The following is a 23,049-nucleotide window of genomic DNA, read 5'->3' on the forward strand; positions in this document are numbered from 1 at the left end:
GGTGCAGGACTTTGCCTGCACCCCATGAACAAGCTTATGGAGTCGCCGCCGCGTCAAGCGTTGTCCTCGCTTACGCTGCGGGAACGCTTGACCCGGACGTCTGAAGAGCCTCACCGGAACCGCCGATGATGCCTCCCCATGCCTGATTCTGAGACAGGATCACAGTGTCAGGATAATGCTGTTAGCTCTTCCATGGCATAGGCTTCACTGCCAAAGCGGCCGCTCAAGTCACGGTCCAGTCGATGCTTTGAGCCGGAAAGATGAGCCAGTTCATGCAGGAGAGTTGAATAGAGGTGTATCTCGGACTCGAACCGCTCCCGGTCGGGCATAAGGATATCGTCGAGGGCAGGGCGATAGCAGGCTGTTGCACCACCGTAAGTGACTGCCGCACCGGTGTTTCGGACGAACGCTTCGACTGCCTCAAGGTGGGGGACCTGCGTCGTCGGGAGCGCCTCGGCCGGCCGATAGAACTCCTGCGGAAGGTTCTCGATCTGCTCGACGTTGAAGACCGTGTAGCCCTTGAGATAGGGAATGCCGCGATCGTCATCGTCCTCGCGCTCCTTGGGGGCGAAGGTGCCGTATTTGACGACCAGGGCGCCTTTTTCGCCCTTCCGGACCTGGCCACCGAATTCTTGAGCCTGGCGGTAGGTGAGCCAGGTGTTTTCCTCGTAGCCGGCGCACTCGCTTGCAAGCCACAGCATCAGGACGTTGATCCCGCGATAGGCTTCGCCCGTTGCGCGGCGCGGAACGAGGGAGCCGCGGCTGTTTCCGCGCCAGGGGCGGATCCACGGCTTGGTGCCGGCTTCAAGCTGCTCGATGACCGCATCCGTAATGCGCTGGTAGGTGTCCTTGATGTTCTGCACTGCCGTCTCCTTCCGTTGGTTGACGGCAAAAAACGGAGATGGCCGAAGCGAGCCCATGCACCCAAAGGGCCGCAACGGAGAGGAGGACCGCGCCAGCGGTTGCATGGGGGAGGGGCTATCGTAGCTTGTCCGTCAATCATCTGACGGAAGGAGAGGGCGCAGAACATTGGCGCCTGCCCGTCATGGCCGGCGAGGCACAGCTTTAAATCTGCCGAAGTTCCTCACCGCCCATGATTGTCGTCATCGCGCTCACGGCTTCTTTGCGCTGCCAAGTTCGCTTCGATGGCCTTCAGATCAAGATTCTGGTCCTGCTGTGGCTGCCCGGCCGGCGTCTGCTGCGATTGCACCTGTCGGGCCAGACGTTCTCGCCCCAGCTGGGAAAAGTCCGATCGGGCGGTAAAGGTGATTTCTTCGTCGTGCGGTAAATTTTCGGGCAAATCGGTGCGATCAGCAACGACGATGCTGCGTTCGGTGACGAGGCTCGCCACGCGGTCGTCAGCTCCGAGAACCGTGCCGGTGATTTCCTCTCCGGTCCAGGCGGTGCGAACATTATGGTGAAGGGGCTCCTCGCCGCAGTCTTTCAAATCCGCGAATGCCGCTCGAATTGCTTCACGGCGATTAGGATCCAAAGCGTCCTGCACGACCCGCTTCATCGCATCGCTCGAAGGGTCGTTCGTGGTCTCGATCGACGCGTCGATCATCCGTGGCTTGCTGATAACGGAAAAATCGATCTCTTGCCCGAAGCGGCGCCCGAGTTCGGAAATGAAGGCTTCTTGCGCTCTGCCGTTGCCCTCGCGAAACGGATGCACATAATTCAGTTCGGCAAGGACCTTGCCGGCGCGTTCGGCAAATTGCTCAGGCGTGGCAGTGCGCAGTGCTTGCGGATCTTGGATCGGCTTCAAGGCCTCGTCCAAGCCCATTTCTATGCGCGATCCCGGCAGGAACGAAGTGCCGCCCTTAGACAAGCCCCCGATCGGCTCGACACGCTCGCCGTCGACGATCGGCGTTTCGTTGCGCGTGTGCCCGGCCCACTCGTAAACGTCCTGAAAAATGTATCCATGAATCGCCTTCAGATGGGCCGCGTCGAATTTGCCGTTGGGTCCACGTCCCTCGGCTATCTCGATCTGTCGGATGTTGGTCAGCGCGTATTCGGCCACCCGCAGTTCTGAATGTGTCGTCAGGGTCAATTTGTTGCGCAAGACGCCCGTGCGATCAGGATCACATAAAACGTCGGGGTAGGTGTAAGAGCCCTTTGGCTGCTCGTTTGCCAATCGATTCCTCATGAAAAAGCCGCCTGGGAACGCAGGCGGCTTGTTCAATTCACTGATCGAAGATCAGGCGCGCTTGAAGCGCGCCAGCATCTCTTCGCGAAACTCTTCCGTGGTAATGGCGCCGGCGACATAGCGGTCGGTCGCCGCCTCGAGGACGGGATCGTGAACATAGCCCTGCCGGACATTGGCAGCGCGTGCCTGCTCCGCAGCCTTGCGCCGCTTTTCGACGGCTTCCGCGGAACGGTCCGGACGGCGGGAATGAACGTTCATGGGCAAATCTCCAGTTACGGGAAACCTAGCAGGAATAATGCTGCAAATCCAGCATTTTGCCGGATTTCCGGCCTTTCGCAGGTATGCGCCCGGCTGGTTGCCGGGCGCTGTGAGCGGATCAATCGCGGGCGTCCCACTCGATGATCGCCTGCAGGGAGGCGTCGTCCTGGCCCGGGAACCGGCCGAGATTGGCATTGTAGCGGAGCTTGCGGATCGAAAGCGTGAAGTAGGGCTTGCCCTCCTGGTTGTCTTTCTTCCAGATGCCGCCGACCTCGATATCGTGGCCGCGCGGTGATTTGGCGTAGACGCGATGCGTCGGGGCCTTTTCATTGTCCGAGTCGAACGGCACAACCTTGATGTCCATGTCCCGGTCGATGGTGGAGATAAGGCCGGTGCCCTTTGCGGTTGCGAGGTCGTCGCCTTCGAACTGGATGTAGTTGGTGATGTTCATGTCTTTCACTCCTCGTTTGCGGTTGCGATGATCGTTCAAGCGGCACGGCGGTTAGCGATGGGCACCGCAGGCCGGAGCGGAGCGGAGGAAGCTGGACGGCGCGAAAATTTGCTTCTCGCGAGGAAGCCGAAGGCGGGGAAATTTTTGCGGCGTCCGGCTTTGCGCAAATTCGCTTCGACGTGCGAACGAGCGTCACAAGCAACCGCATCAGAGGAGTGTGGCTTGAACCTCTCTGGCAACGTTTCCCCGTTTCTCCAGCGACATACAACCGCAAATTATGCATCAATATTAATCACGATTACGGCGATATCAACAGCTTATCCGCCGATTCGGCAGAAAAGGTGAAGCAATTCGGCGCAGAGAGCAAATCCGCCGTTGCGGAATACTGACTAGTCGAGGGCCACGGCATCACGGACGTTTGGCCCGGCGATAGAGGTGCGGGCTTTCGACCTCGGCGGACCACATGCCGAGACCGTTGTCGCGGGCGCTGTTCTCGGCTTGGCCATACTCGACCTCACTGATTGAGTGGGTCGCCGGCAAATACCGCAACATTGCCTCTGCCATCCCGGCTTTCACCATCGCAAGCCCGATATCGATGTCACCGAGAAAGCACTGGCCGACCAGGCGCCGATACTGATCCTGGTCAATGATGTCACAGCGCACATGCTGTCCGTCGATCATTTTGCTGAGGTAGCTCCGGGCTGCGACGCCACAGCGCCACACCGTTCCGTCTCTCAATCCCGTCTGATCGCGTTCGCAGGCATCAATGGCCGCAATCCTGACGCGCTGGTTTCGGATGTTGATGGTATCGCCATCAATGACACGGGCGCGGCCTGAAAGGTCGGCAGCTTCCGCCGAACCACCGATGACGATGAGGATGGCGCAAAACGCCGGTAAGCCTTTATGTCTCAATGTTTGGTCTCCATGGAGTTTCGGGCAGCGAGCCCGAACACAGAGCGGGCGAGATGCAATTCGCCCGCGGCGGCGCGGTCAGTAAGGGCCCGCAAATAACCTCCCGGCGACTTGACGTCCTGCCGGTCGTATTTCTCTAGCGTCACGGCGACCGCAACGGCGGCTTGCTGCTCGCCCATCTGTTCGACAGCGCGGCGTCGGGCATCCTCGGAGATCCCGGCAAATCGGCACATCAGCGGCATGGCCCGCGCCAGGTCTCCCCAGGTGGCGGGCGTAAACCCGTAGGTCTTCAATGCGGGCAACGCCCTAAGCACATCTCGCAAGGCGACCATTTTCTGCGGCAAGCGCTGGGGCCGGTTGATTTGGCTCCGCCGTCGCCCCAGGCTTTCTTCAAAAGCCCAATTGCTGGCGGAGCCAGCCTTGACCGGATTGAGTTGTTCGGCGTTAGCCGAACGCGGTTCATCACTACTATCTGCAAGAGGGTAGGGGGTTGTAGTCTGTTTGTGCATGCCGTTTTCGACATGCGGGCATGTCCTATTCAGCGTCTCGTGCCCATCTTCTGATCGACGCGGAAGTCGCATCAAACGCTCTACGAACCACTCCAGCAGAGCTGTTGCCCGACGCAGCACGCTGCTGGTGGCCTTTCCGGCGATCCCGACACGATCGCTGACGCGATCGATGCGGGCTTCGATCAGTCTCACGACTCGCTCGCTCTGCTCGGTGGCGATCGCTAGGGCCTGGCGCGCGTTGCGAAGCGCCCCGCGGTAACGCCGCAAGGCTGCATCTGCGGCCTTCTTCTCCGCACGCGCACGCCTAACCAATTCATCGAGTTCGACATATCGAACGATCAAAATGCGCAGATCAATCCCGCATCCGTCCGTGATCTCGCCTTGGGCGTTGCGTATCGGATAGCGCTTGTAATTGCCGCTATCCTGCATGGTGACCAGGCCGACGTCGAACAGCCGCGACAACATACGGCTGACGCGGCCGACCGATCGTCCGATTTCGAAAGCCAGCTGCTGGTTGGATTTAAATATGATCGGACGGCCTGACTTGTCGAACGCATCGGCCTGGGCCGTGTTGACCAGAGCTAACAGCAGATGGCTTTCCGTTCCATTGATCAAGCCAACGCATGGGAGGCTTTGAACAAGTATCGCCAACTGGGCGCGCGTGACCGTCCCGATTTCTGCCGACTCCGCCAATCGGCGGAAATGGGCGCGCTGCGGCGTTATCCGGCGGCCGGCGGGCCGCAGATTCATTTGGGTTTCCCCCATTCCTCGTCTCCATTTTGAGACCAGGCAAAGCTTCGCCGTTCACCGAAAAGGTGCATTCATCGTTGACAGGGAAGGGAGGGTCTGCGAGAAAGGATTTGGCTAAATTATTGACTCGCAGACCGCTTCCGGAATTTTTTCGGGAGCGGTTTTTCTTTTCTGGTCGGGTACATCTCTCCAAATAATGATCGTTTCGCAGCCGGCATTCGAACCGATTCCGCTGCGTCGGAAACATAGCGGCAGAAAGCATATTGGCGCAACAATGTGGGCCATCAGATGGCTACCAAGGCGACCTGACCCCACTACAATTGACTGTTTTTGCGGCGATTTGCTGCAATATTCGCAAACGACGCCCTCATTCACGGCGGCCAAAATCCGAAGCAAATTGATGCGGATCCAGTGTCCGAATCGGAAATCCATGGGTGGGAAGGGGTGCGCGAGGGGAGGGGGATTGGGCCTCCCCTCGACATGATTAGAGCCAGGTCGACCCTGGCTCCTAATCATCGGCTTCGGAGGCGGGAGGGCCGATCACGGAGAGAAAAACGTGACCGGCCCGGCTTCGATTTCAGTGTCCACCTCGGGCAATATTAAGCGAACAGGGGACGGTAGCCAGCCGCTTCCGGCGACAACACGATCTGCGATCGTTACCGCATCGCGAACCGACAGTTCGGAAAAACTGCCCGTCCGAGCTTGACGTCGTTCAATCGCCCCAGATTGCGGTGTTGACAGTGTGAAGGCCGCCATGAAGCCGGTTTCGCGGGCGACTTCATGCAGGAGTTCGGTGATGCGAATGCGCGGCATCATCGCGTTGAGCCGATCAGCGAGCGCTTCGGAGGGGATCGCCGTCTTGAGCGGCGAGATCTGCAGCCGATCCTCGACAAAGCGCACGCCTTGGAGCTGGTCCCGTTTGAGGCGCTGCGCAAACTTCTTCAGCCGCCAGTCGAGCTCACGTTGTTCGAGCCATTCGTCGGCGGCCGTTGGCAGCCCGAGTTCGGCGACAATCGGCGTGGCGGCTGGCTCCGGCAGGAGATAGCTGTCGAAGCGGCGATAGGCGGAAGATCGCACGCCCCAGACGTCGCCCGAACGCAGCTTGTTGCGCAGGTGAGCGAGCATCGCGGTCTCGTAGAGCCGGCGATTGATATTGCCATCCGGCCCGATCACGAGTTTGCGCCTGACGTTGTAGAAAACGAACTTTTTCAACACTATCGACCCTTCTCTGCCATTCGGCCGGGGAATCTGAAGGGGAAGCTTTGACCCTATTCAGACCTCGACTGGGCATCCGACGCCAGTCTGGAGAGTAGACCCTCGACAACCTGGATGACCCTCGGTCTGTCCTCTGGCGACAAGCGGGCCAAATCGACCTCGATCTTGATGCCGTCCTGCTGATGACGAACGATGTTTCGTTGGTCGATGAGATCATCGCAGATGCCGAGGATGCGGTAGGTCCTGATCGGCTGCGCAAAGCCCTTGACGCGAATGGACTGAAGTTCCTCGGCAGGGATATCGTCCTTCACCAGGGAATAAGTCTCATGAGCGACGAGGATGCCGCCGAGGTCGGCGTGTGCCTGCAAACGCGATGCCAGGTTCACCTCGCCGCCGATGATCGTGTAATCCATCCGGTCTTCGCTGCCGAAGTTACCGACGGTGCAAAAGCCCGTATTGATGCCGATCCGCAGCTGGAACGGTTTCTCCATGCCCACATCCGACCACTCGGACTGGAGCTCCCGCATGCGGCGCTGCATAGCAATTGCCATCCTCACGCAGGCGAGAGTATCCTCTCGAACACCCCGGGTATCCGGGTCGCCGAAGAACGCGAGGATGGCGTCGCCGACGTACTTGTCGATCGTGGCGCCATGCTCGAGGGCGATCTTCGACATCTCCGTGAGATAGCGATTGAGCAGCCCAGTCAGCTCCTCGGATTCGAGGTTGTCGGTCGTCTCGGTGAAATCGGCGATATCGGAGAAGAAGATCGTCAGCTTCTTGCGCTGCGAGGAGATCTCGACACTCTGCTTGCCCGTGAAGATCGAGGTATAGACCTGCGGCGACAGGTACTTCGAGAGCTTCGTCGACAACGATTCGAGCATCCGGTTCTGCGCGCCAATACGCTTGCTCGCCTCCTCGGCGCGGTGCCGCGCCTCTTGGGCGGTCATGAAGAGGCGCGCATTGTCGAGAGAGATCGAGGCAAGCTGCGCGAAGCGGCTCAACAGCTCGACCTCCTCCTGGCCGAAGTGCAGATCATGCGTGACATAGGCCATGCCGAGCACGCCGATGACACCGTTGCCGGAGTTGAGCGGCACACCCATGCAAGAGCGCACGGTCATCTCCAGCTTCGCTGCTGCAGCAGCGCGTCCCTCCCAGGTGTCATAGTCGTTGATGACCAGCGATTGCCCGGACTGCCAGACTCTGCCCGCTACCCCCTCGTTCGACCGGAGCTTCTGCCCGATCGACGCCGCGTAGACGCCGACCCCGACCCGGCGCTCGATTGCCGTGCCGGTCTCATCGACGAGATAGATGAACCCGTGCTCCGTGCCGAGCAGCTGGCCGGCCCGGGCAACAAGGTCCGACAGCAGCTCCGTCAGGTCGAGACGCCGGATGAGGCCCAGCGTCGTGTCGTGCAGCGCACCGAGATACTCGCTGTGGCGCCGAAACCGTGTCGCCAGTGCCTCCTGCTCGTTCCGCCGCCGCTCCAGATCGTCCAGGCTCTCGCCCAGGCGCACCGTCATCTTGTTGAAGGTCGAAGCCAAGTTGCCGATCTCGTCGGAGGATTCGACCGCCGCCCGCGCCGCCAGATCCCCTGCCCGGATCCGCTCGGCGATCGCCGTCAGCCGCCGCACCGGACCGGCAATGTTCTCCCGGAAGATGAAGGCCAGCGCCAGGCCGAGTATCACCGCGGCGACGCCACCCAGCAGGATGGCCTGCTGCGCTGTAGCCAATTGGTCCCGGCCGCTGGCGAGATCCTCTTGCAGCAGGCTCTGTTCTTCAGCCGCGATGTCGCTCAGTAGCTTGAGCATCGTCTCGGCAAGCGGCACGGCCTCGGTCCGAAACAGATATAGGTCCTCGCGCGCATGCTCGCCCTCAACCGCCGAGAACATCTGAGGCGGCAGGAGCAGGAAGGCATCGCGGTCATGGGCGATCTTGTCCAGCTTCGCCTTCTGGGTCGGATCGAGCTGGGCCTGCTTCCGCGCGAGATTCTCCCAGGCGGTGTTGTTGATCGTCAGATTCGATTCATACTCGTACTTGAACGTATCGCGCTTAGTCGTGACGTAGCCCCGCAAACCGGAGACCATGGCGAAGAAGGAGCTCTGAAACGCCGCCATATCCGCCAGCAAAGCCATATTCGCTGGCGTGGCTTCCCGGCGCTGTTGCGTAGCGATGATGGCCTTGGCGCCGACCACGACAGAGGCGATGAGCGCATTGCCATCGACGATCAGGATGCGGAGCGCCGGTTCGCGGCGCAGCTGATCGTTGCGCAGGTTGAACATCCGGTCTGGCAGCTCGCGCCACTGGTCGAGCGAAGCCTTCAGTGCAGCCAGGTTGTGATCCACCCGCGATGCGGCGGCGGCTGCCCGCGCCGCGGGATCCTTGTGCAGCAGCCCTTCGAGGATCTGGAGATCCGCGTTGAAGGCTTCGCTGGCTTTCCGATAGCCGTCACGATAGGTCTCGTCGCCCAGGGCCAGATAGCCGCGGACCTCGCCGAGCATGCGCAGCAGATCGGCCTGGGCCTGCGCGGAAGCGAGTGCGCTCGGCGCGCGCAGGTCGCTCGTCCGATTCATGTTGGTGACTGCCTTGAAGCTGCCGAGATAGTTGAGGCCGACGACAATCAGCGTGAGCGCCACAAGAATGCCAAAGCCGAGGGTCAACTTGCCCCCGATTTTGAGCCGACCGAGAAGCCGCCCGCCGACGGCTGTGGCGCGCGACCGCGACAAGTCCGATCCAGGGTCGAAGCCTATCGAAGCTGGGGTGGGCTGGGTCATCGATGGGGCCACGAGATCCCTGGCGACCAAGGCGCGCAGGCGGTTAGCATTCTCCCAACGGAACCGGCCAAGCGCTTCATGGTTTGCGATACCAGTCGGCGATGTTCCAGGTCTCGGAATCCCAGGGCGTCCCATCGAAGCCTTCGATGTCCTTGCCGAGCCCTGTGACGTCGGCCCAGTACACAATCGGCACGACAGCAGCATCCGCGATCAGCAGGTCGTTCATCTGCACGAACAGCTGCCGCCGCTTCTCCGGATCCACCTCCGTCATGGTTTGCTCGTAGAGGGCGTCATAGGCCGGGTTACAGTATCGGCTCCAGTTCTCGCCTGCCCAGTTGTTAATCTGCTGCGCGGCTTCCGAGCAGATCCAGCCGCGCATATAGGCGTCCGGATCGGGACTCTTGTTGCCGTAGGCATACTCCTCGATATCGGAATAGAAGTGCCGGCGGGTATTGGTGTTGTCGTTGCCTGAGCCGAGAAAGATGCTGGAGTCGGTCACCTTGTTCTCCACGAGGACCCCGATCGATTCCAGATCGTGCTTGACGATCTCCTGGGTCTGCTGGCGGACGGGATTGACTGTCGTCTGATAGAGCACTCGGAGTTGAATGCCGCCTTTGTCGCGAACCCCATCGCCATCGCTGTCAATCCAGCCCGCCTCGTCGAGCAGCGCCCCGGCCTTCGCCAGGTCGAAGTTGAAGCTCGTGTTGGGAGAGATGTAGACCGACGGCGCCATCAGGATATTGGCCGTGGCGCGGCCGGTCCGGCCATAGAGCGCCGCGATTTTCTCCCGATCGACGGAAGCGGCAAAGGCCTCGCGGACCAGCTTGTCCGTGAGGAAGGGATGCGGAAACTGCGTGCTCGAGCGCTCGCCCTGGTCGGTTTCGCGGTTCGGGTCCGTGAAGTTGAGCATGATCCGCTCGATGTAGGATCCGAACGAGAAGGCCACCTTGCCCACGCCCTTTGCCTCCAGGCCCTTCAGCACATCGTCGTCCACCTGCAGGTTCCAGGCGTAGTCGACCACGCCGTCGCGTAGCACGGCGTTGGCCGCCATGTTGGCGTCGCCGCCGCCCTGGAGCGTCACCTGCTTGAATCGAAGCTTCTCTGGGTCGCGATAGAAAGGGTTTGGCTCGTAGATGATCTTGACGGTGTTGACGACGTCCTCGCCGATCATCAGCACATCTTCAGGGCGGAATTCCTTGGCGATGTAGGGCCCGGTGCCGACGGGCGTGAGATTCGCAGGCGCCGATGCGATGTTGACGTTGTTGTAGTCCGCGAAGACATGCTCGGGGATGATGCTTCCCCGCACGCCGACGAACGGGTACGACCCGATCGGCGTCGGATCCTTGAATTCGATCTTTACGGTATGGTCGTCGATCACCTCGACGCTCGTGACCGACTTGTAGTTTGGCGCGCTCGACGAGCCGATATCGGGATTGGTGATGAACCGATAGGTGAACAGCACGTCCTTGGCCGTGAACGGCTTGCCGTCGGACCACTTGACGCCCTGCCTCAGCTTCCACGTCACCGATTTCCCGTCTGGTGCCACGTCCCCGTTCTCGATTGATGGAGCCTCCGCGGCGAGGAAGGGAATGAGCTTGCCATTCTTGTCAAACGTGGCGAGTGGCTCGTAATTGATCCGGCTGGCCAACTGATCCTTGATGCCCGGCGCCAGGTGCGGATTGAGCGTAGTCGGCGCCTGCCAAAGCAACAGGCGCAAGGTGTCCTTTGGAAGATCGTCGGCCTTTGCAACAGCTATCGTGGCCACCGCCAGCGCGACTAGGAGCATGATCGAGGGTGCTACAGGTCCAATCCAGCGCGCAGTTCGACTCGCTCTCCTGAGCAGCGGCGATTGCCACATGTGCTTCCTCCCCATGCCTGGACCGAGGGAGGGGGTACTTGGGGGTACTAAATCAAGATGCGATCACGTGCCCTAAACCAGGTCGTTGCCGATGTTCTTGGGTCGGTGTCCGCTCGTTCCCTGCCTGTTTGCGACCTCCAAGAGCACCCTGCCTCAAACCTTATCATTTCATTATGGCTTCTCATTATTGCTCCGAGAATGCGCCAAACCGCAAGGGGGGCTGATCGGAAAACCGTCATCTGGGCGGACTATTTGGAGCCAAAACTCACGCCGGCAGCCCAGTCATCGATGAGCAGCATGTCGCTGGGCTGTTTGCCGCACGGTAATGATGGCGCGCTGTGGCCCGTGGATGTCTGGTCTTCGCGCGACTTGCTCGTTCTGGTCAACCAGATGTACGACGGGAAACCACCCAACTGCGAAGTTTAGCGCAATATCCGTCTATCCGCTTCCTGTTCGCGATTTGATCTCCCTTGGCGTTGTTTAGCGAGAACCTAACGCCACGCCCTCTTGCAGGGGAGAGGGGGCAGGGTCACCCTCTCCCCTGCCAAAGCTACAATGAGCGTATCAGGCGCAGGATCAGCGCCGCTTCAGCGGGAAAGCGGGAATTCGCGTCACGCGAAGGGCGGGACAAGGGCCGCCGCAGGGAGCTTCAACGTAGTGGCCCGAAGGGGAAGCGGGATCGACTGCCCCCCCGCCTCGAGCGTTCCGCAAGCCCCTGATCTGACGGTCATGCCCAGTCGCTCTCGAGCAGTCCACGGTTCAAGGCACGAGATGGGCGCATAGAGGCAACGGATCTCGAAATAACTCGGGCAACGGCGTTCACCAACCTTTACGCCACCTATCAGATATTTCCCATAAATCTGTCATACATGTTTGACAAGCTTGCTGACATCTGCCTATTGTCAGTCTAGACAAGTTAGCGCGGCCAAGCCCTCGCCTATTCGCATACCGGAGGAACAATGATCATCACCGACGTCGACGTGCGAGTCTTCCGCACGACCACACGCCGCCACTCGGACAGTGCTGGTCACGCGCATCCCGGCCCGCCGCATCAAGTGGAGCAGGCCATGCTAACTATCCGCACCGAGGACGGTCACGAGGGGCATTCCTTCACGGCGCCGGAGATCGTCCGCCCGCATGTCATCGAGAAATTCGTCAAGAAGGTCCTGATCGGTGAGGATCATCGCGACCGCGAACGATTGTGGCAGGATCTCGCCCATTGGCAGCGCGGTTCCGCTGCGCAGCTGACGGACCGTACCTTGGCGGTAGTCGATTGTGCGTTGTGGGATCTGGCAGGGCACACCTTGAAACAACCTGTCTACAAGTTGATCGGCGGTTATCGCGACAAGGTTCTCGCCTACGGCTCGATCATGTGCGGGGATGAGTTCGAAGGAGGCCTTGCAACGCCAGAGGATTATGGGCGGTTTGCCGAGACGCTGGTCAAGCGCGGCTACAAGGGCATCAAGCTGCACACCTGGATGCCGCCTGTGAGCTGGGCACCGGACGTCAAGATGGACCTCAAGGCCTGTGCTGCTGTACGCGAAGCTGTAGGGCCGGATATCCGCCTGATGATCGACGCGTTCCACTGGTATTCCCGCACCGACGCGCTCGAACTCGGGCGAGGGCTCGAGAAGCTCGGCTTCGACTGGATCGAGGAGCCAATGGATGAACAGTCGCTGTCGTCCTACAAGTGGCTCGCCGACAATCTCGACATTCCCGTCGTTGGTCCGGAGAGTGCGGCCGGCAAGCATTGGCACCGTGCCGAGTGGATCAAGGCTGGCGCCTGCGACATCCTGCGCACCGGCGTCAACGACGTCGGCGGCATCACACCGGCGCTGAAGACGATGCATCTTGCCGAAGCCTTCGGCATGGAGTGCGAGGTGCACGGCAACACCGCCATGAACCTGCATGTCGTGGCCGCCACCAAGAATTGCCGCTGGTACGAGCGTGGCCTGCTCCACCCGTTCCTCGAATATGACGACGGGCACGACTACCTGAAGTCGCTGTCCGATCCGATGGACCGCGAGGGCTATGTGTATGTCCCGGACCGTCCCGGTCTCGGCGAGGACATCGACTTCAATTTCATCGAAAACCATCGCGTTCGGTAACGGGCGAGCGAACCTGTGATGAAGACCGTTCTTGCCTTCGGAGATAGCCTGACCTGGGGCGCCGACCCGGCAACGGGCCTGCGTCACCCACCGGAAGGCCGCTGGCCCGAGGTTCTGGGCGAAACGCTTGGCGGCCGGGCAAAGATCATCCCCGAAGGTCTCGGCGGACGCACCACCTGCTACGACGACCACGCAGGGCCCGCATGCCGCAATGGCGCCAAGTCGCTGGAAGTGGCGCTTGCCAGCCACATGCCGCTCGACCTCGTCATCGTCATGCTCGGCACCAACGACATCAAGCCCGTACATGGCGGGCGCGCAGAAGGGGCGGTTTCGGGCATGCGCCGGCTGGCGCAGATCGTCGAAACCTTTCCATACAAACCAAAGGCGGCAAAGCCGAAGCTTCTAATCGTCGCGCCGCCGCCCTGTTCAGCCGGTCCAGGTGGATATCCGGCGGCGGGTCGCAGCGTGGCGGAATCCGAGAGGCTATCTCCCCTCTACCGCAAGCTCGCGGACGAACTCGGGCACCCGTTCTTTGATGCCGGGTCGGTCACCCGGGCATCAGAAATCGATGGTGTGCATCTCGAAGCCGCAGACACGGCGGCAATCGGACGGGCGCTCGCCGTGCCCGTCGGCGAAATTCTTGGCTGATCCGGCCTTGCCTGTGGAGGAACAGGCAGACGGATCTTGTAATAGAAAGGTCGGTTCCCGAGTGGACGGCCGTAAAGGAGGAAGCATGAAACATTTTCTAGCAACGATCGCATTCAGTGCGCTTCTTGCCACGACAATGCCAAACCTCGTTCTGGCCGAAACGCCGGAGGATCAACTCGTCGTCGCAACGACCATGAGCAACATCTTGACGCTCGACCCAGCCGCCATCACCGGCCGCGAGACGGTCCAGGTGCTGAACAACATCTATGACACGCTGGTCGTGCTCTCGCCTAAGGACCGCAGCGTTCAGCCGCGACTGGCGGAACGCTGGGAAGTGGCCGACGACCGTATGTCGATCCGCTTCCATCTGCGGAGCGACGCCAGGTTTGCCTCCGGTAATCCGGTTACAGCCGAAGACATCGCCTGGAGCCTGAAGCGGCTGCTCGCACGCAATCTGGCGCAATCGTCCTTCCTTAAAACCCGCGGGTTCACACTCGAAGCGGCCGACAAGCTGTTCGTCGTCGAAGACGAGCGCACCTTCGTGCTGCATCTGCCAAAGGCCGACGATCCGAACCTGATCCTGATGATCCTCGCGCAAAACGGGCCAGGCTCAATCATCGACAGCAAGTCGGCGCTCGAAAACGAAAAGGACGGCGACCTCGGTGCGGCATGGCTGACCTTGAATTCGGCCGGCTCCGGTCCGTTCACGCTGACGCAGTGGAAGTCGAACGAATTCATCATCCTCACCCGCAACGGCGAGTACTGGGGTGAGGCGCCTGGCATGAAGCGCGTGCTTCTGCGCCACCTGCCGGAATCGCAATCGCAGCGCCTGCTTCTGGAAAAAGGCGACATCGACGTTGCCTACTCTCTTCAAGCGCCGGATCTCAAATCGCTGGAAGCCGACAAGGCGATCACGATTGAATCGACCCCGGGCTCGGGCTTCTACTACCTCAGCGTCTCGATGAAGGACGAAAAATTCGCCAATAAGAAGGTGCGCGAGGCGCTGCGCTACCTGATCGACTACGAAGGTCTCGACAAGGCGGTGATGCCCTATTACGGCAAGTTGCATCAGCGTCCGCTGTCGACGGGTGTCTTGGGCGCCTTGCCGGACGAAGGCTACAAGCTGGACGTCGCGAAGGCCAAGGCTCTGCTTGCAGAAGCGGGTTATCCTGATGGTTTCAAGACGACCTTGCGCGTGCTTTCCGAAGACCCCTTCATGAAGGCGGCAACCGCCATCCAGAACACGCTTGGCCAGGCCGGTATTCAGGCCGAACTCATCAGCGGTTCGGGCGACCAGATCTACGGCGCGATGCGCGAGCGGAAGTTCGAACTGCTGCTCGGCCGTGGCGGCGGCGGCCAGCAGCCGCACCCGGACAACAACCTGCGCTCTGTCGCCTATAACCCGAACAATTCCGATGACGCGAAGCTCACCAACTACCAGAGCTGGCGCACCAGCTTCTTCGACGAGAAGCTGAACAAGATGATCGAAGAGGCGCTGGTAGAACGCGACACCGCCAAGCAGATCAAACTCTATGAAGGCGTGCAGACCTACATGGACGAGCTCGTCATGTCGATCCAGCCGTTCTCGGAGGTCATTGACACTGCGGCCTTCCGAAGCGACGTGAAGGGCATGATCGTCAGTCCCTGGCTCTCGCGCTTCGAAGGCGTGAAGAAGGAACGGTAATCCCGGCCTTCGTCTGTATCGAGAGTAAAAAGGCGCGTCGCAAGACGCGCCTTTTTACGTTTGTACGAGCGCAAATGAAACTGCCTGTCGGTTGAAAGAAAGCAGCCGCTACCTCTTGAGATGATAGGGGATGGCGCCGGCGGCAACGGCATGATCGTCTGCCGTCAAGTCCGGCCACGGTTTGAAGCGGCGACCGGCGCGAGGTCGGACATGCTCCTCACCTGCTCCCCCATCCCGATCAATGCGGTGCTGTCGGAGCTAAAGCCCGCTGCGCCATTTCCGCGATCGAGCACACTGCGCTAAAGCGCAACAAGGCGCGACACTGCACGAGGGCGCAGGGGTCCCTGGGCTCGGCGCTGCCGTATCTCCCTTTGGAGCGAGGTTGCCGACGCTGGGTATCGAGGTTCTGGCGATGAACTCCAGTCTCCGTTCCTAGCTGCAAGAAAGGTCCAGGTAAAGAAAAGCCCGGCACTGGGCCGGGCAAGTCGGGGGAGAATTTTGTTCACGCATTGCAAGGCCGAGAAGGTGTGCCTTGCAATGGAGTTGGCCTCGGGAGCATCAGTGCGCGCCCTCGTATTCCAGCGAGGCGCCAATCAACTCGCGGGCATAGGGGTGGGTCGCGCGGTTTCCGGGGATCGCTTCGCGCGGCAGGATTTCGGTGATTTCGCCATGGAGCATGACGGCAAAGCGGTCGCACATATGGTCGACGACGGCGAGGTCGTGCGTCACCATGATGTAGGTGAAGCCACGTTCTTCGCGCAGGCGCTGAAGCAGATTGAGGATCTCCGCCTGCACCGAAACATCGAGCGCCGACGTGGGCTCGTCGAGCAGCACCAGCGATGGTTCGAGGATCAGGGCGCGTGCGATTGCCACGCGCTGCCTTTGACCGCCGGAGAGCTGGTGGGGGAACCGGTCGAGGAACGAGACCGGCAGGCCGACATCGGTGATCGCCCTGCGCATGCGTTCTTCACGGTCGCCAAGCTTGTGAATGACAAGCGGCTCGTTGAGGACGGTTCGCACCGACTGGCGCGGATGCAGGGAGCCGTAGGGGTCCTGGAACACCATCTGCAGCGTGCGACAACGCTCGATGAGCGGAATGTCGCGCACCGGCTTTCCGTCCATGAGGATGTCGCCGGTCCAGATGTCGGTCAGCATCGAGATGCAGCGCAGGACCGTGGATTTGCCCGAGCCGCTTTCGCCAACGAGACCAAAACATTCGCCGGGCTTGACCGAGAAGGTGACGCCGGGAAGGACCTTGGCCGCCGTCGGGCCGGCGCCGAAGGTGATTGCGAGATCGCGGCATTCGACTGAAACGGACATCAGGCAATTTCCTCCAGCCATTCAGGACGGCGATCAAGCACGGCAAGCGGGGCACGCCCGCCGCCGATCCGCGGCTGCGCCGCGAGCAAGCCGCGTGTATAGGGATGCTGCGCATTGTCGAGGTCTGCAGCCGCCAAGGTTTCGACGATGCGACCGGCATACATGATCAGGACGCGATCGCAGAAATTGCGCACGAGATTCAAGTCATGGCTGATCATGATGAGGCCGATGCCGCGATCCCGGACCAGACTATCGAGAATGTTCAGCACCTGCAGGCGTACTGTGACATCGAGCGCCGAGGTCGGCTCGTCGGCGATGACGAGATCCGGGTCGGCGAGCAGCATCATGGCGATCATGACACGCTGGCCCATACCGCCGGAAATCTCGTGCGGATATAGATCGTAGACGCGTTTCGGGTCGCGGATCTTTACCGCTTCAAGCATGGCAATGGCCTTGTCGCCAGCGTCAGCCTTCGAGCACTTGAAGTGGCGCAGGTAGGTTTCTGCAACCTGATCGCCAACGCGACGAATGGGGTTCAGCGAAAACTTCGGGTCCTGGAGGATCATCGACATCCGCCGACCGCGGACCTTTAGCATCTCCCTTTCGGAAAGCGAGAGCAGTTCGAGCTCGGCAAAACGTAGCCTGTCGGCGGTGATGGTCGCGCCCGGCAGCAGATGCAGAAGCGCACGTCCGACTGTCGACTTGCCGGAGCCGCTTTCGCCGACGATGCCGAGGCGCTCACGCCCCAGGGTGAATGAGACGCCGCGCACCGCATCTGTCGGAGCGCCGCCATAGCGGATGCGCAGGTTCTCAACGTCGAGAATGGTGTTTTCCATGGCGCTATCTCCGGTTCATCTGCTTCGGGTCGAGTGCGTCGCGCAGGCCATCTCCGAGCAGGTTGAATGCGAGGCTGACGGAAAGGATGGAGATGCCGGGGAAGGTGACGAGCCACCAACTGTCCAGCATGTACTTGCGGCCGGTCGCGATCATCGCGCCCCATTCCGGAAGCGGAGGTTGCGCGCCGAGCCCGAGGAAGCCGAGGCCGGCGGCGGTCAGGATCACTGTCGCCATGTTCAACGTCAGCCGGATGAGGACCGAAGGCAGGCACATCGGCATGATCGACTTGAAGATGATGCGGGTCGCGGACGCGCCCTGCAGTCGCGCAGCCGAGATGTAATCCGCCTTTCGGAAGGTCATCGCCTCGGCACGCGCTAGCCGCGCGATCGGCGGCCAGGACGTGAGCGCGATTGCGATGATAGCATTGTTCAGGCTTGGCCCGAGTGCCGCGACGAAGGCGAGCGAGAGAATGAGGCTCGGGAACGAAAGGAAAATGTCGGTGATGCGCATCATCACAGTATCGACCTTGCCGCCGAGGTAGCCGGCAGTCGTGCCGATGACGAGACCGATCGGACCGACGACGATCGAGACGAGGAAGATGATCGTGAGCGTGATGCGTGCGCCGAAGACGAGCCGGCTGAAGATGTCGCGACCAAGCTCGTCGGTTCCGAACAGATGTCCGTTACCTGGCGCCTGCAAGGTGTTGGCGAGATCCTGCGCGTAAGGGTCGTGGGTCGCGATCAGCGGTGCGAAGGCGGCGATCAGGATCAACAAGGCGAGAACAGCGAGACCGAAGGTCGACGTCGGGCTCTTCAGCAGGAAAAGCACGATGTTCTTCAGGGACTGAAGCGGCGCCGGCAGACGGGAGGTGGGTTGAACGCGTGCGTCCATCAGCGTGTCCTCGGGTCGAAGATGCGGTAGAGAACGTCGGACAAGAGGTTCAGTCCGATGAAGATGATGCCGACGATCAGCACGCAGGTCATGACTGCGTTCATGTCACCAGTAATGAGATTGCTGGTGAGGTACTGGCCAAAGCCCGGCCAGGCGAAGACGGTTTCGATCAGCACCGCGCCCTCAAGCAGCGACCCATAGGCAAGTGCGATAATGGTGACCAGCTGGACGCGGATATTGATGAAGGCGTGCTGCCAGATCGTCTGGCTGCGCGAAAGACCCTTCACGCGTGCCGTCGTCACATATTCCTGGCCGAGCTGGTCGAGCATGAAGCTGCGCGTCATGCGCGTGATATAGGCAGATGAGGAATAGCCGAGCAGGGCGGCGGGCAGGATGATGTGGTTGATCGCCGACCAGAAGACATCCATCTCGCCCGCCATGAGGCTGTCGATCAAGAGGAAGCCGGTGCGTTCCTCGACGAGGCCGATATAGAACTGATCCATTCGCCCGCTGCCACCGACGAGTCCGAGATGGGCGTAAAACACAATGAGTGCAATCATGCCCGTCCAGAAGATCGGCATGGAATGGCCAAAAAGGCTGAAGACGCGCACGACATGATCCGGCCAGCGATCCTTGTTGACGGCGGCAAGGACGCCGAGCGGGATGCCAAGACCGGCGCCGATAAGGATCGCGAAAGTGGCAAGCTCGATCGTCGCCGGCATCACATGCAGGATATCCTGGATCACCGGCTGGCCGGTGCGGATAGAGGTGCCGAAATTGCCGGTGAAGACGTCGCCCAGATAGTAGAAGAACTGTTCCCAGAGCGGCCGGTCGAGACCCAGCGAGCGATAAACCTGCTCATAGGTCTCCCGGGTCGCATCTTCTCCGACAATGGCGCGGACGGGATCGGCGGGCATCAGCCGGCCGATGAAGAAGGTCAGGAGAAGCAGCCCGAGCAGCGTGACCGCAATGGTCCCGATCTGTCCGGCCGTGCCATAGAAGCGGATGCGGCGTGATGACATGGTTCTCTTGGTTCCTCCATGTGTCATTCGCCTGAGAGTAAGGCGATACAGGCCCCAATCCTGTATGACAACTTTGGCAAACCTGTCACAGGCTTGTCGTGCTGTCAAGCCGAACCGATCACAGGAAATCGTCGCGACGGGGCGAAAAGCAGTCAATGAGCTCGCCCGCCTCAAGGCACTGGCACCCGTGCTCGGTATCTCCGGGGATGACGAGACTGTCACCAGCCTGCAAATCATAAGCTTCGCCATTGCGAAAGAAGCGGAAACGGCCGCGCGCCACGTAGGTGGATTGCACATGCGGATGGTGGTGCAACTTGCCTTTGGCGCCGGTTTCGAAGCGAAAAGACACGACCATGAGTTCGGGGGATTCGGAAAGGACCTGGCGGGTGACGCCAGCGTCAGGCGATACTGCGGGAAAGGTAGGGAGAGTCATGTAAACCTCGGCGATGTTGTATAACACCATCACCATACATGTTCTTATACTTGTATGACAACTACGATGTTGCCCTCAGATCAACATTCTTCGGTTGCCATGGTGCGCGAACGCAAAAGCACCTTGTAGCGCTCCAGGCTCCCACGAAGGTGGGCGCGCATCCGTTCGCGTGCGGCATCCGCATTTCCTTCGATGATGGCATCGACGATCTGGCCGTGTTCCTCCTGCAGGTGAAGGTTATAGTCCTTTGGGCGCGAGCCCGGTGCCGAGCCTTGCAGTTCGCCGCGGGGAATGATGCCTGAGCGGATCAGCTGGAGAAACTCCGGGAAGCGCCTGTTCTGCGTGGCCTCCGCGATCGCAAGGTGAAGCTCGAAATCTGCGTCTCGCGTGGGGGCCCCGGTGGCCAGGCATTCACCTACGTGATGATGGGCCTCGAGGATCGCTTCGATCTGTGCCGCCGAACGACGAGATGCCGCAAGTCCTGCTGATTCAACCTCGAAAACTGTCCTGAGTTCAAGGAGTTCGATCACGGAGGAGATCCGTTGGGTCGTCAGGTCCTTGAAGGGCTGGTTCTTTTCCTGCTGGGTCTCCAGCGCGAAGATGCCAGCGCCCTTGCGTGCCTCGACCAGACCGTCTGCCCGCAGGATTGCAATGGCCTCACGTACGACGGTTCGGCTGACCGAATACTCCTTGGTCAGGGCGCTTTCGCTCGGGAGTCTGTCGCCTGGGCGGAAGACGCCCTCCATCAGTTCGCGGCGCAGTGCAGTGCTGATCTTTGCCGCCAGCGACGTGCCGCGAACGTGATTGTTTTCGGCTTCCATTTCCACTCCGCCTGTTTCGAACCTGTCTGGTATGTTAGCCGTTATCTGTTCGATTGCAAGGGCGGCCGCGAGTTCGCGTCCTTAGCGCGTAGTGCGCAACATGGCGCGATAGCGTATCTGGCTATTCTTGAGGTGGTTGCGCATGGCCGCGCGTGCTGCATCCTCGTCGCCGTTCTGTATGGCCAGGAGAATTGCCTCGTGTTCGTCTACGAGACGGCTGAGTTCGTCGGAGGCAAGAACAGCCTCCTCGCCGTTATCCACGATGGCGCGACGGGGGATGAGAGCCGGTCCAAGCGCCCTAAGGAACTCGCCAAAGCGCGGATTGTTGGTTGCCTCGGCGATCGCGATGTGGAAGGCGAAATCGGCCTCCGCGGTCGGTTTCCCTGCAGCCGCGCAGGCCCTGAAGGCGTCAAAGGCTTCGATGAGCTTGCCTTCCTGACCGGGCGAGCGGCGAAGGGCCGCAAGTGCCGCCGCGTCGCCCTCGACTGCGGTTCTAAGCTCCAGCATCTCGATCAGCGACGACACCCGCGTGAGGTCGACCTGTTGAAACGGCCGCCGCACGGACGCAGCCTGCTCCAAAAGGAAAACGCCCGCTCCTTGCCGGGGCTCAACCAGGCCGTCGGAGCGCAGGGCCGCAATCGCCTCGCGCACCACTGTGCGGCTCACGCCGAATTCCTGGGTGAGCTTTGATTCAGACGGCAGGCGGTCTCCAGGATTGTAACGCCCCTTGGATATCTGGGAACGAAGAGCATCCGCAACCTGCGCCGCGAGCGTCTTGCCCTGGGAGGCGGAGGGATCGGAAGTCGTCGCTGTCATCATGCAATAGGCCGTTTCCAAGATCACTGTCGGTCCGTTTGTGGATACGCCATCAAGGGGTGATGGCGCAATCCGCCGCTATGCCGACCTCAGATCCCGAGGCATCAGCCGTTCAGGAATGTTCTGATAGGAAACGGGTCTTAGAAACCGGCGAATGGCCATGGTTCCGACCGAGCTTGCGCCGAAGTTGGTCGAGGCCGGGTACGGGCCACCGTGAACCATCGCATCGCAGACCTCGACGCCTGTCGGATAGCCGTTGACCAGGATGCGGCCCGCCTTGCGTTCAAGGATCACCATGAGCTTGCGAGCGAGATCGGTGTCGCCCGCGTCAAGATGGAGGGTTGCTGTCAGCTGTCCTGCGAAGCAATTCGCGACCTCAATCATCTCTTCGGGATTCCCGACCGTGACGATCAGGCCGAGTGGCCCGAAAACCTCCTCTGAAAGGGCGTGATTGCCGAGCCAATCCCGAGCCGCAACGAGAAAGAGATTGGGCGTTGCATCGCGGTTCTCGCAATCTGAGCCGAGGATATGGCGGACGCCAACTCCCGCCGTGATGCGGTCACGCCCGTCGCGATAGGCTCTGGCAATGCCGTCGGTGAGCATCACCTGCGGTGCAACGTCTAAAAGCGCGGCGCGAGCGGCTTGCGCGAAGGCGGGGGCCTGCTCGGCAAGGATCACCGCGATGCCCGGATTGGTGCAAAACTGCCCGGCGCCCATGGTAAGCGAACCTGCCCACCCCTTGGCAATCTCCTCGCCGCGCGCCGTGATCGCGTCGGGCAGGAGGAACATCGGGTTCACCGAGCCGAGTTCGCCGAAGAAGGGGATGGGTTCCGGTCGTCCTGCGCACAGATCAAACAGTGCCCGTCCACCTGCCAGAGAGCCGGTGAAGCCGACCGCCTTGATCAACGGATGCGTTACGAGCCCGGTTCCGACATCGCGGCGTCCGCCCTGGATCAACGAAAAGACGCCCGGGTGCAATCCGTGCGCCTTGACCGCGGCCAGCGCTGCCTCAGCGACGATCTCGCCGGTCCCCGGATGTGCCGAGTGGCCCTTGACGATGACGGGGCAGCCTGCGGCAAGAGCCGAGGCGGTATCACCGCCCATGGTCGAAAACGCCAACGGAAAGTTGGAGGCGCCGAAGACGGCAACAGGACCGATCGGGCGCTGGATCAGGCGAATGTCGGGGCGGGGCAGGGGGTTGCGGTCCGGCAAGGCCTCGTCGCGTCGCCTGTCGAGGTACTCGCCCTTGCGAATGTGGGCGGCAAACAGCCGAAGTTGGCTGGTGGTTCGGGCACGCTCGCCCTCGAGCCGGGCGGCTGGCAACCCGGTTTCCGAACTCCCGATCTCGGTGATCGCCGCCCCGCGCGCCTCTATCTCGTCGGCGACGGTTTCGAGGAAGGCTGCGCGCTCCTCCCGAGTGGAGTGGCCATAGGTCCAGAAGGCGTCCTCTGCGGCTTTTGCCGCCTGATCAACCAGTTCCACCGTTCCGACGGAGAATTCAAAGGCAGGGCCACTTGCCGGTTCGCTCGTAAATTTCTGCGCAGTTGCGATCCATTCGCCTGCGACCAGATGTTTGCCATGCGGTTCGAAAGCCATTCA

General features: G+C 61.0%; 18 protein-coding genes and 2 pseudogenes. 3 read left to right on the forward strand and 17 right to left on the reverse strand.

Annotation, left to right across the window (positions count from 1 at the left end):
- Positions 1-176: 176 nt before the first annotated feature.
- From AC1Z3V_RS33265 to AC1Z3V_RS33305, 9 genes and pseudogenes are all read right to left on the reverse strand, one after another.
- Positions 177-863, reverse strand: a pseudogene (locus AC1Z3V_RS33265) (ArdC family protein); the annotation flags it as partial.
- A 221-nt stretch (positions 864-1,084) separates the two neighbouring features.
- Positions 1,085-2,134: a Fic/DOC family protein gene (locus AC1Z3V_RS33270; protein ID WP_483504328.1), complete on the reverse strand. Its 1,050-nt coding sequence runs from the start codon at positions 2,132-2,134 to the stop codon at positions 1,085-1,087.
- A 63-nt stretch (positions 2,135-2,197) separates the two neighbouring features.
- Entirely contained in the window at positions 2,198-2,404 is a 207-nt protein-coding gene (locus tag AC1Z3V_RS33275) for an antitoxin VbhA family protein (protein ID WP_483504329.1), read from the reverse strand.
- A 118-nt stretch (positions 2,405-2,522) separates the two neighbouring features.
- Positions 2,523-2,855 carry a DUF736 family protein gene (locus tag AC1Z3V_RS33280; protein ID WP_483504330.1) on the reverse strand — a complete coding sequence of 111 codons (333 nt, stop codon included), beginning with the start codon at positions 2,853-2,855 and terminating at the stop codon, positions 2,523-2,525.
- A gap of 408 nt (positions 2,856-3,263) precedes the next feature.
- Positions 3,264-3,767: a thermonuclease family protein gene (locus tag AC1Z3V_RS33285; protein WP_483504331.1), complete on the reverse strand. Its 504-nt coding sequence runs from the start codon at positions 3,765-3,767 to the stop codon at positions 3,264-3,266.
- Entirely contained in the window at positions 3,764-5,041 is a 1,278-nt protein-coding gene (gene repC / locus AC1Z3V_RS33290; protein WP_483504332.1) for a plasmid replication protein RepC, read from the reverse strand. Before repC ends, AC1Z3V_RS33285 begins: the two co-directional genes overlap by 4 nt.
- A gap of 726 nt (positions 5,042-5,767) precedes the next feature.
- A pseudogene (locus AC1Z3V_RS33295) lies at positions 5,768-6,187 on the reverse strand (Tn3 family transposase); the annotation flags it as partial.
- Positions 6,188-6,294: 107 nt separating this feature from the next.
- Positions 6,295-9,012, reverse strand: coding sequence for an adenylate/guanylate cyclase domain-containing protein (locus AC1Z3V_RS33300; RefSeq protein WP_483504333.1), 2,718 nt, complete (start codon positions 9,010-9,012; stop codon positions 6,295-6,297).
- 76 nt (positions 9,013-9,088) lie between these two features.
- Positions 9,089-10,798: a peptide ABC transporter substrate-binding protein gene (locus AC1Z3V_RS33305; protein ID WP_483504334.1), complete on the reverse strand. Its 1,710-nt coding sequence runs from the start codon at positions 10,796-10,798 to the stop codon at positions 9,089-9,091.
- 1,031 nt (positions 10,799-11,829) lie between these two features.
- Here AC1Z3V_RS33305 and AC1Z3V_RS33310 point away from each other — a divergent pair.
- From AC1Z3V_RS33310 to AC1Z3V_RS33320, 3 genes are all read left to right on the forward strand, one after another.
- On the forward strand, positions 11,830-12,978 hold the full coding sequence (locus AC1Z3V_RS33310; protein WP_483504335.1) for a mandelate racemase family protein: 1,149 nt from the start codon (positions 11,830-11,832) through the stop codon (positions 12,976-12,978).
- 18 nt (positions 12,979-12,996) lie between these two features.
- Positions 12,997-13,626 (forward strand): SGNH/GDSL hydrolase family protein, encoded by a 630-nt coding sequence (locus AC1Z3V_RS33315; protein WP_483504336.1) that lies wholly within the window; start codon positions 12,997-12,999, stop codon positions 13,624-13,626.
- An 85-nt stretch (positions 13,627-13,711) separates the two neighbouring features.
- Positions 13,712-15,310: an ABC transporter substrate-binding protein gene (locus AC1Z3V_RS33320; RefSeq protein ID WP_483504337.1), complete on the forward strand. Its 1,599-nt coding sequence runs from the start codon at positions 13,712-13,714 to the stop codon at positions 15,308-15,310.
- A gap of 558 nt (positions 15,311-15,868) precedes the next feature.
- On the opposite strand, the gene AC1Z3V_RS33325 is transcribed toward AC1Z3V_RS33320, so the two are convergent.
- The 8 genes from AC1Z3V_RS33325 to AC1Z3V_RS33360 all read right to left on the reverse strand — a co-directional run bounded on the left by AC1Z3V_RS33325 (position 15,869) and on the right by AC1Z3V_RS33360 (position 23,046).
- Entirely contained in the window at positions 15,869-16,630 is a 762-nt protein-coding gene (locus AC1Z3V_RS33325) for an ABC transporter ATP-binding protein (RefSeq protein WP_334142043.1), read from the reverse strand.
- Positions 16,630-17,466 (reverse strand): ABC transporter ATP-binding protein, encoded by an 837-nt coding sequence (locus tag AC1Z3V_RS33330; protein WP_483504338.1) that lies wholly within the window; start codon positions 17,464-17,466, stop codon positions 16,630-16,632. Before AC1Z3V_RS33330 ends, AC1Z3V_RS33325 begins: the two co-directional genes overlap by 1 nt.
- Before the next feature lie 4 nt (positions 17,467-17,470).
- On the reverse strand, positions 17,471-18,358 hold the full coding sequence (locus tag AC1Z3V_RS33335) for an ABC transporter permease (RefSeq protein WP_483504339.1): 888 nt from the start codon (positions 18,356-18,358) through the stop codon (positions 17,471-17,473).
- On the reverse strand, positions 18,358-19,380 hold the full coding sequence (locus AC1Z3V_RS33340; RefSeq protein ID WP_483504340.1) for an ABC transporter permease: 1,023 nt from the start codon (positions 19,378-19,380) through the stop codon (positions 18,358-18,360). The genes AC1Z3V_RS33335 and AC1Z3V_RS33340 overlap by 1 nt, the downstream gene beginning before the upstream one ends.
- 118 nt (positions 19,381-19,498) lie before the next feature.
- Positions 19,499-19,813 carry a cupin domain-containing protein gene (locus AC1Z3V_RS33345; protein WP_334142266.1) on the reverse strand — a complete coding sequence of 105 codons (315 nt, stop codon included), beginning with the start codon at positions 19,811-19,813 and terminating at the stop codon, positions 19,499-19,501.
- Positions 19,814-19,893: 80 nt separating this feature from the next.
- On the reverse strand, positions 19,894-20,634 hold the full coding sequence (locus AC1Z3V_RS33350) for a FadR/GntR family transcriptional regulator (RefSeq protein ID WP_483504341.1): 741 nt from the start codon (positions 20,632-20,634) through the stop codon (positions 19,894-19,896).
- An 81-nt stretch (positions 20,635-20,715) separates the two neighbouring features.
- Positions 20,716-21,453 carry a FadR/GntR family transcriptional regulator gene (locus AC1Z3V_RS33355; RefSeq protein ID WP_483504342.1) on the reverse strand — a complete coding sequence of 246 codons (738 nt, stop codon included), beginning with the start codon at positions 21,451-21,453 and terminating at the stop codon, positions 20,716-20,718.
- 75 nt (positions 21,454-21,528) lie between these two features.
- Positions 21,529-23,046, reverse strand: a complete 1,518-nt coding sequence (locus AC1Z3V_RS33360; protein ID WP_483504343.1) for an aldehyde dehydrogenase (NADP(+)) — start codon at positions 23,044-23,046, stop codon at positions 21,529-21,531.
- Positions 23,047-23,049: the final 3 nt, after the last annotated feature.

The organism is Ensifer sp. 38_S197 (assembly GCF_056924495.1).